Raw genomic sequence first — 8,287 nt, forward strand, 5'->3', positions numbered from 1 at the left:
TGCGGACTTCGGAAGGTGTCAATCCGCCTGATGCGGAGCCTGCCGAAGAAGAGTTCATCGACAAGCGTGTTCAACGCAGTCGCACGCTTTAAGAGTGGATAAAGAAGGGCCCCTCTCATCGGATGTGATGGAGGGGCCCTTTCAATTTCGACATAGCGACAATCAGGATTTCAGTGGCGGCTGACTTCCTGCTTGCCGAGGGGCGTTGGCTGCGGGGAGCCGGTTACATCCTCATGCAACTGCGCGCTGCCCTCATTGCCTTCCTGAAGAAGCGCTTCGTTACTGGCCGTGGCGCCGCCTTCCTCGTCGGGAACAAGAGCGTCGGCCTGCGCCGTGCTGGCCAAAGCCGCACCGGTTTCCTCGTTGCCGCCTTGTTGCGCGGCCTGCGAGTCGATCTCGCGTTCGGCACGTTCCCAGTGATCCGAAGAGCGCTGGTCCGGACGACCCTCTTCTTCCCAGATTGCGTGAGCGCGTGCCTTGATCTGTTCTTCCCTGTCCATGATACGCTCCCTGTTCTCCATCCCGTGTATCAGTTGGTTGGATGAAACATGCCGCGCCGGAACAAGGTTCCTGCAGCGCGGCATGGTCTAGCCATCCTCTTGTCAGTTGCTGCCGCTGCCCGGCTCCGCCATCTTGCGATGCTGTTCGGCCAGCACGCCCGAAGGGGTGATGTTGGCCAGGGTGGTTTGCAGCTTGTTCTTCCAGCCGCTGACGATGTCGCCGTCGCCGCGGATCATCGCGTCATAACCCACCCGCGCGACCATGGCCGGGTCGTCCTTCTTGCCTTGGCCGACGGAGGTATCCATCATGTCGGCGCGCTCGAAGAACTCTGTATCCGTCGGCCCGGGCATCAAGCAGGTGACGGTGACCTTGGTTTCTTCCAGCTCGTTGCGGAGTGCGAAGGCGAAGCTGTCCACGAAGGCCTTGGTGGCATTGTAGACGGCCTGGAACGAACCCGGCATGAAGCCGGCGATCGAGCCCGTGAACAGAATCTTGCCCTCGTTGCGCGAGCGCATGTCCTTGCCGATCTTGTGGACCAGATAGATCGTGCCCGTCACGTTGGTGTCGACCACGTGCTGGATCTCGTTGAAGTCCTGATCGAGGAAGCCATGGCCGAGGCCATGACCGGCATTGGCCATCAGCACATCCACCGGGCGGCCGTCGGCCTTTACCAGATCATAGAGGCGGTCGACGCCTTCAAGCGTGGCGAGGTCGGCCTGCAACGTCTTCACGTCGTTGCCGGAGCGGCGGAACTGATCCGCCGCATCTTCGATCTTCGCCTGATCGGCCGCCACGATCAGATCGTAGCCTTCCTCGGCGCAGATCTTGGCGAGTTCGAAGCCGATGCCCGACGAGGCACCGGTGATGACGGCCAGTTTGTTCGTGCCTGCCATTGTTCGTTCCTTACGGCTTGAGAACGACTTTGATGCAGCCGTCCTTCTTGTTGTTGAAGGTGTCGTACAAAGCCGGGCCTTCTTCGAGGCTGGCCGTATGCGTGATGACGAAAGACGGGTCGATCTCGCCCTTTTCGATCCGGCTCATAAGCAGCGGCAGGTAGGACTGCACCGGCGTCTGAGCCATGCGGAAGGTCAGGCCGCGATTGATCGCGGACCCGAATGGGATCTTGTCGAGGAAGCCGCCGTAAACGCCGACAATCGACACCGTGCCGAAATTGCGGGTACAGTGGATGGCCTGGCGCAGCACATGCGGGCGATCGGTGCCCATAAAGGTCGCGACCTTGACGCGATCGATCACGGCATCAAGACCGGAGCTCATCAATGGCTCGGTACCGACGGCGTCGATACAGGCATCCGCTCCGCGACCCTTGGTCAGGTCCATGATGCGCTCGTAGATGTCTTCCTGGCGGAAATCGAGCGTTTCGGCGCCGCCCTTACGCGCCATTTCCAGACGCTCATCGACCGTGTCGATCGCGATCACGCGCTCGGCACCGAGCAGGAAGGCGCTTCGGATCGCCATCTGGCCAACGGGACCGCAGCCCCAGATCGCGATCGTGTCGCCCGGCTGTATATTGCAGAAATCGGCGGCCATGTAGCCGGTAGGGAAGATGTCCGACAGGAACAGCGCCTGTTCGTCCGTCATGCCCTCCGGCACCTTGATCGGGCCGACGTCCGCATAAGGAACGCGGATATACTCGGCCTGGCCACCGGAGTAGCCACCAAGCAGATGGGAATAGCCGAACAGGCCTGCGGGCGAGTTGCCCCAGACTTCCGTTGCCTTCTTGCTGTTGGGGTTCGAGCGCTCACAGCCGGACTAGAAGCCGCGCTTGCAGAAGAAGCATTCGCCGCACGAAATGGTGAAGGGGATGACCACGCGATCACCAACCTTTAAATCACTACGGGCATCCGAGCCGAGCTCCACGACCTCGCCCATGGCTTCGTGGCCGATGATGTCGCAGCTGTGCATCTCGGGGATGACGCCGTTGTAGATGTGCAGATCCGAGCCGCAGATGGCGCAGGACGTCACCTTGATGATTGCGTCACGCGGCTGCTCTATCTTGGGATCCGGCACGCTTTCGCACCGAATGTCATGTTTGCCGTGCCAGGTGAGAGCCTTCATTGGACTTGGATCCTTTAATCGCGCGGTAGGGATCCTTCTAATTCCCAGATGCGATTAGATGTTCCTCCCCAACCCAGCTGTCGCTCAGTTAGGTGGCGGCACTAAAAACAGGGAACATTGTCACTGGATTGTCGTGAAAGGTGACCTATATTTGAATTGTGACTTCCACCGGCGACCGCGGATGTACCGGCGCCAGTGTAGAGGCACAAACAGAAGGTCGGCATATGCCGGCCTTTTTGCTTTTTAGTTCCTTCACTTCGCGCCGAAGCGCGCTGCGTATTCTTTGAAATGTTTTTGGCGCGCGCCTTGTTCTCGCTGCAAATCGCGGCTATAAAGCTCAGATCGATCTTGGTTGACGAACTTTGTTGGCGCTTCGGCGCTCCTGACGAATTTCCCTTCGACATCGGTGATGACTACGTTCGGGGCAAGTGTCCTGGACGAACGCGAACGGGAGAAAACCGTCATGACTATTGGAACCGTAAAGTTCTTCAACACCACCAAGGGTTTTGGTTTCATCGCTCCGGAAGACGGCGGCAACGATGTGTTCGTTCACATCTCGGCTGTTGAGCGCGCAGGTCTGCGCACGCTCGTTGAGGGCCAGAAGGTCAACTTCGAAGCTGTGAACGATCGCCGCACCGGCAAGGTCGCTGCTGACAACCTGTCCGCAGCGTAAAGGAAATCACTTCCGACACCTGACCACGGATGTACTGGCAGGTTTCGTCGAGGTGATTGTGAGGAAGGTCGGGTTCGCCCGGCCTTTTTTGTTTTTGTAGATGGGCTGCCTGTAGCATGGTTGAGGCTGAGTTCTTGCTCGTATTCTCCTGCTCGATCGCAGTGGATTAATCGGCGCTCCGCCCTAGTTTCCTACCTAAGAGACAAAGGGAGAGTTCCATGTCCGATTCCGTTGCCGTCCCGAGAAGCAATGCATCCAAGGCCGACAAGGCCGAGGCGACAACCCGAGCCGCCCAGCAGATCATGTCGGCGGAAGTCGACGCGCGCGAAGCCAAGACCCAGAAGCTGCGCGAAGCTCGCATGGCCAAGGAAGCTGCAGAGGCAAAAATCGCTGCCGCCGATACCAAGCGCAAGCCGAAAACCCGCGCAAAGTCAGCTGCCTCTGCTTCGGCCGCCGCCTAGGCCCTTCGATAAAGGCCTCGATAGGTCTCATCAATCTGCGAGCCGCATTAGAGATGCGGTTCGCGCTTCAGGTCCTGTCGGTCGAATTTTCCCGGTAGAACTCGACGAACATCCGAACCTCTCCGAGCGGATGCACTTCATGTAGCTCCGCCGGTTTCACCACGCCCGGCGTGCCAGGTTCCAGAACCGTCTCGCTTGCCGGCTCCATCACTCGGTAGAGCAGCTTTCCTTCGAGAACGTGGATCAGCGCCCAAGTGCCTGCCTTAGTGCTGTGGTTGCGCTGTAGGGCAGCTGGAAGCGTATCCTGATCGAACTCAGGAGAGCGACTATACGCGACAAGGTCAGGTGGTAATGCGCCCATAATGCGTCCTCGCGGTCTGCGCCTTAGGCCGATACTGACGGACCTGCCCGTACAGGGAAGGGCAAGGCCTTGGGGCCTATGTTGAGGCCAATTTGCAGGCTGTCGGCAATGCGATGTGCACGGTCGATAAACAGAGCGGCAGCCGGCCCGGCACATAGATCCCGCACCGTCGCTTCGAACAGTGCGAGCCAGCGCTGAAAATGCGCTGCTTCCAAATCGAGATTGTGATGAGCGGCATGCGGCCGACCGGCATAGCGGCCGGTTCTAAGTGCGATAGAGGACCAGAAATCCACCAGCTTCCCGAGATGCTCATCCCAACGTCCCGCCAGCCGCGCTTCGAAGATCGGGCCCAACACTTCGTCTGCTCGTACACGACCATAGAAGGTGTGCACCAACGTCTCGACCAGCGCTTCGGAAATATCGTGGGGAAGGGAAGCGTCGTTCATCAAGCGTACCGCTGAGCCTCTGCGATGATCCCAGACCTAGGTGCCAGCGTCGTTGCTGTAAATGCGTCCTTTGGACCCGTCAGCGGGGCCGGCAGGCACCGCTGCTTATGCTGGGCTCATCTCTAAGCGAAGACATTCCAAGGGGTGAGGCGCCAAGAACGATCATCCGCACGACAGGGACCTGCTGAGCGCAATCCGCTTGTGGTAGCTCGCCTGTCGGGTTCATGCGCGATGCGTTGCCAGGTGGTCGATGACTCTGACTGGTTTGCCGGTGAGCAACGATCCAGCCCAGTTGGCCAGAGATGATTCTTCTTGCTGAGAGTTCTGGGTCCGCCGCTCGGCACCGATATCCGGTTCAAAACCCTTCGGCCTGCTGAAGCGCCGTATTACAGCTCAACAATCCTCCAGCGCTATAGGAGGCAGGATCGAACGTGTCTTAGAAGGAAACCAATGAGATCCGTCGCACCACTTCTTACCAGAGCCTGATCCAGGCCGGAGCCCCTCAGGGCAGCTCTGCATCCCGTTTGGGATGAGAGAAGAAGTGGCACGCCCAACGGGAATCGAACCCGTGTTTCCGCCGTGAAAGGGCGGCGTCCTAGACCGCTAGACGATGGGCGCGGGGAACGAGGGGGTGTATAGTCGGCGTTTTCGAAACCGGCAACCCACTCAATGCCGCTTTGAAGAAGTTTTCCCGATTATTTTCTACGGCTGCAGCGCCAGTTCCAATCACGCTCCGGTCCAACGTCGATATGGACCGCATCCGTGTGGCAATATGTGCCCACGCCACCGCGTCCCGGCATGGAGCGGACATAAGATGCGAGCTCGAACTTGCTGACGCCTTCGATCTTCACGTCGGCCGCTGCGCAATACATGTGCAGGGAGTTACGGGCGCCGCGTGCACGCTGGTTGCGCGAGGGATCGCGGTAACCGGAGGTGATTACCGCCTTCTTGCCGTAGTGCTGCTCCACGCTCTTCAGCACGCGCACCAGTGAGGGCTTCAAGCAGGCGGTGTCCACATCAGCCGTCTGCTTCAGCAGGCCGTTAGGCGCGAGGCGGGCCATGCCGGCAGCGGACGCGACACGTACAGGCGATTCGTCGCCTTCATGCACGTCCACATCGCTGTCGTCGTTGATGCCCGACTTGCGGGTGATCTCGAACAAGGCGCTGGTGCGCACGCCCGGCAGGCTGCTGCCGCTGTCGTTGCGCACGGAACCAGTTGATTCGGCTGGCGAGATGGATGCGAGCTGTACCTTCGGCTCCGTTTTCGCCTGTGCCGTGCGAGATGTGAGTTCTTTCTGCGCGATCATCGGCGCACGGGCCGCTTCGCGGATGGGTGCAGGCGCGTTGCCGGACTGGTTGGCGCTGAAAAAGCCGGACAGGAAGCCGCGCTTTTCATCCGTCGGCTGAGCCGACGCCATGACAACCGGACGTGCGGGGACAGCAGGGCTGGTGCCGTGCGCGCTACCAACGCGATTTTCGATCGCCGGGCTGGAAGGGGCAGCGGCAACCGTTGAAGCCGCGACCGCAACCGTCTGAGCAGCAGGCTCTGCCGCCGGCGCTTGTTCAGCGGGAACTTCTACCACCTTCGTTTGTTCTTGAACCACGGGCTTCGGCTTGGCCGCTGGCACCGTCAGGGTTGCGGAAGCCAGGCTCGGCACACCATCATTCGTCTGTGCGAAGCCGGCGATAGCCGAGCGCGACAAAGAAGTTTCCTCACCTGCGAACGCGACAGTCGAAGGCATCGCTTCATCTTGGCTCTGCGCTGTGGCGACTGGGGTGGAAGCGGGCTTCGGTGCGGGAGCGGGAGCGGTCGACTGGATGTAGGCATCCTGTTCGCCCGCCAGCGAATTGGTGCGCGCCATCGGCTGATCGACAGACTGGTTAGCTGCCAGACCAAGCGTCGGATCACTTGAAGAGGCGCTACAGGACGCCATTAAGACGGAAAAAAGAAGTGCCGAAACACAACGAATTGGCAGAACAGCCGCGCGTGGCGTCTTAGCTGTCAAAGCGGATTCCTTTCGGTCGATTCCGGCTCGGCATCGGCATGCCCCTGAAACTATCAGCCGATTCCCCTCTCCAGAAGAACCAACCCATGGAAACAAATCCGAGCATCCGGCTATTCACGAAATAAGGCAAGATCATGGTTCAGCAAGAGCAATGTTGCTGAAGATAGATCAACCTTTTCCATGAACGTAAGTACCGGGTGCGGCAGTTAAGACTGGTGTGCTTGTGCCGGGCTTACGGGCCTCGACACGCTCATCATTTTGTTGCTCGATCCAGGCATGCCAATGCGGCCACCAGGAGCCCGTATTCTGCGTCGCACTTGCGACCCAATCGTCGAACGCGCCGACCGGCTTTTCGCCCGTCCAGAACTGGTACTTATTGGCGGCCGGCGGGTTGATGACGCCGGCAATATGGCCTGAACCGGCCATGACGTAATCCACCGGCCCGCCGAAGAACTGCGATCCTTCGAACACCGAGCGCGCCGGCGCGATGTGATCTTCGCGCGCAGCCAGGTTGTAGACGGGGATGGTGATGTCGTGCAGCGACAGGGTTCGGCCATCCAGCTTCATCTCGCCGCGCGACAACCGGTTATCGAGGTAGCAGTTGCGCAGATAGAACGAGTGGTTCGCCGCTGTCATGCGTGTGGAATCCGAGTTCCAGTACAGCAGGTCGAAGGGCAGGGGATCCTTGCCGCGCAGGTAGTTGTTGACGACGTAGGGCCAGATCAGATCGCCGGCGCGTAGCATGTTGAACGCCGTCGCCATCTTCGAGCCATCCAGAAAGCCGCGCGCGCTCATGGCGTCTTCAACGGCCTTGATCTGTTCGGGATCGACGAAGACCTTCAGGTCACCGGCATGGGTGAAATCCACCTGCGTGGTGAAGAAGGTGGCCGAGCAGATGCGTTCGTCGCCTTCCTGAGCCTGCTGAGCGAGTGCTGCAGCCAGCAGCGTTCCGCCGACGCAATATCCGATCGCGTTGACCTCGCGCTCGCCCGTGGCCTGTTCAACCTGGTCGAGGCCGAGCTGGATGCCGTCGCGAATATAATGCTCCCAGCCGAGCTTGGCGTGGCGCTCGTCCGGGTTGATCCAGGAAATCACAAAGACGGTGTGGCCTTGGCTGATCGCCCAGCGGATGAACGATTTTTGCGGGTTGAGGTCGAGGATGTAGTACTTGTTGATCCAGGGCGGAACAATCAGCAATGGCCGCTTCAGCACCGTGTCGGTCGACGGCGCATACTGGATGATCTCGGCCAGATCGTTGCGCGCGATCACGCTGCCCTCGGTGGTGGCGATGTTCTCGCCGACGTGGAACTGCTTGGCATCGGATTGCCGAAGCTTCAGCTCGCCGCCGCCCGCCGCAATGTCTTCGGCCAGCATGCGCATGCCGCGCACGAGATTTTCGCCGTTGGACGCTACCGTCTCACGGAACAGTTCGGGATTGGTCAGCACGAAGTTTGACGGCGAAATCGCACTGGCGACTTGCTTGACGTAGAAGTTCGCCTTCTGCCGCGTGGCCGGATCGAGATCAACCGCTTGATCCACGAGGTCGGCTGCCCATTGCGAGAGGATCAGATAGGCCTGCTTGAGGAAGTCAAAAAAGGCGTGGCGACTCCAATCCGGGTCCTTGAAGCGCTTGTCGCCTTGATCGAGCGGGATAATGTCAGGCGTCGCGGCATCGTTCAGCTTCTGCAGTGAATTGGCCCAAACGCCCATGAAGCCGGCAAACAGCTTCGTTTGCGCTTCAAAGGCGCGCGACGGCTCCGCCA

At 59.8% G+C, this 8,287-nt stretch carries 9 protein-coding genes, 1 tRNA gene and 1 pseudogene; 2 read left to right on the forward strand and 9 right to left on the reverse strand.

The window, feature by feature from the left end:
- Positions 1–170: 170 nt before the first annotated feature.
- From RTX98_RS12565 to RTX98_RS12580, 4 genes and pseudogenes are all read right to left on the reverse strand, one after another.
- The gene (locus RTX98_RS12565) at positions 171–500 is read right to left on the reverse strand and encodes a DUF2934 domain-containing protein (RefSeq protein ID WP_312796956.1); all 330 of its coding nucleotides are present in this window, start codon (positions 498–500) and stop codon (positions 171–173) included.
- A gap of 102 nt (positions 501–602) precedes the next feature.
- The gene (locus RTX98_RS12570) at positions 603–1,394 is read right to left on the reverse strand and encodes an SDR family NAD(P)-dependent oxidoreductase (protein WP_312796957.1); all 792 of its coding nucleotides are present in this window, start codon (positions 1,392–1,394) and stop codon (positions 603–605) included.
- A gap of 10 nt (positions 1,395–1,404) precedes the next feature.
- A pseudogene (locus RTX98_RS12575) lies at positions 1,405–2,577 on the reverse strand (zinc-dependent alcohol dehydrogenase).
- A 252-nt stretch (positions 2,578–2,829) separates the two neighbouring features.
- Positions 2,830–3,042 (reverse strand): hypothetical protein, encoded by a 213-nt coding sequence (locus tag RTX98_RS12580; protein ID WP_312796958.1) that lies wholly within the window; start codon positions 3,040–3,042, stop codon positions 2,830–2,832.
- Between RTX98_RS12580 and RTX98_RS12585 the strand changes: the two genes are divergently transcribed.
- Positions 3,041–3,250 (forward strand): cold-shock protein, encoded by a 210-nt coding sequence (locus tag RTX98_RS12585; RefSeq protein WP_312796959.1) that lies wholly within the window; start codon positions 3,041–3,043, stop codon positions 3,248–3,250. The two genes, RTX98_RS12580 and RTX98_RS12585, sit on opposite strands and share 2 nt — an antisense overlap.
- Positions 3,251–3,468: 218 nt before the next feature.
- A complete protein-coding gene (locus RTX98_RS12590) occupies positions 3,469–3,711 on the forward strand; it encodes a hypothetical protein (protein WP_312796960.1) in 243 nt (80 codons plus the stop codon).
- 67 nt (positions 3,712–3,778) lie between these two features.
- Here RTX98_RS12590 and RTX98_RS12595 read toward each other — a convergent pair whose 3' ends face one another.
- From RTX98_RS12595 to RTX98_RS12615, 5 genes are all read right to left on the reverse strand, one after another.
- The gene (locus RTX98_RS12595) at positions 3,779–4,072 is read right to left on the reverse strand and encodes a DUF1971 domain-containing protein (RefSeq protein ID WP_312796961.1); all 294 of its coding nucleotides are present in this window, start codon (positions 4,070–4,072) and stop codon (positions 3,779–3,781) included.
- Between the two features lie 23 nt (positions 4,073–4,095).
- Positions 4,096–4,518: a group III truncated hemoglobin gene (locus RTX98_RS12600; protein WP_312796962.1), complete on the reverse strand. Its 423-nt coding sequence runs from the start codon at positions 4,516–4,518 to the stop codon at positions 4,096–4,098.
- Between the two features lie 542 nt (positions 4,519–5,060).
- A tRNA-Glu gene (locus tag RTX98_RS12605) sits at positions 5,061–5,136 on the reverse strand.
- A gap of 77 nt (positions 5,137–5,213) precedes the next feature.
- Positions 5,214–6,380 carry a YcbK family protein gene (locus tag RTX98_RS12610; RefSeq protein ID WP_312796963.1) on the reverse strand — a complete coding sequence of 389 codons (1,167 nt, stop codon included), beginning with the start codon at positions 6,378–6,380 and terminating at the stop codon, positions 5,214–5,216.
- A 312-nt stretch (positions 6,381–6,692) separates the two neighbouring features.
- The coding region (locus RTX98_RS12615) for a class I poly(R)-hydroxyalkanoic acid synthase (RefSeq protein WP_312796964.1) at positions 6,693–8,287 on the reverse strand (1,595 nt) is incomplete at its 5' end.

It is taken from the genome of Tianweitania sp. (assembly GCF_032053605.1).
In the GTDB taxonomy this organism is placed as follows: domain Bacteria; phylum Pseudomonadota; class Alphaproteobacteria; order Rhizobiales; family Rhizobiaceae; genus Tianweitania.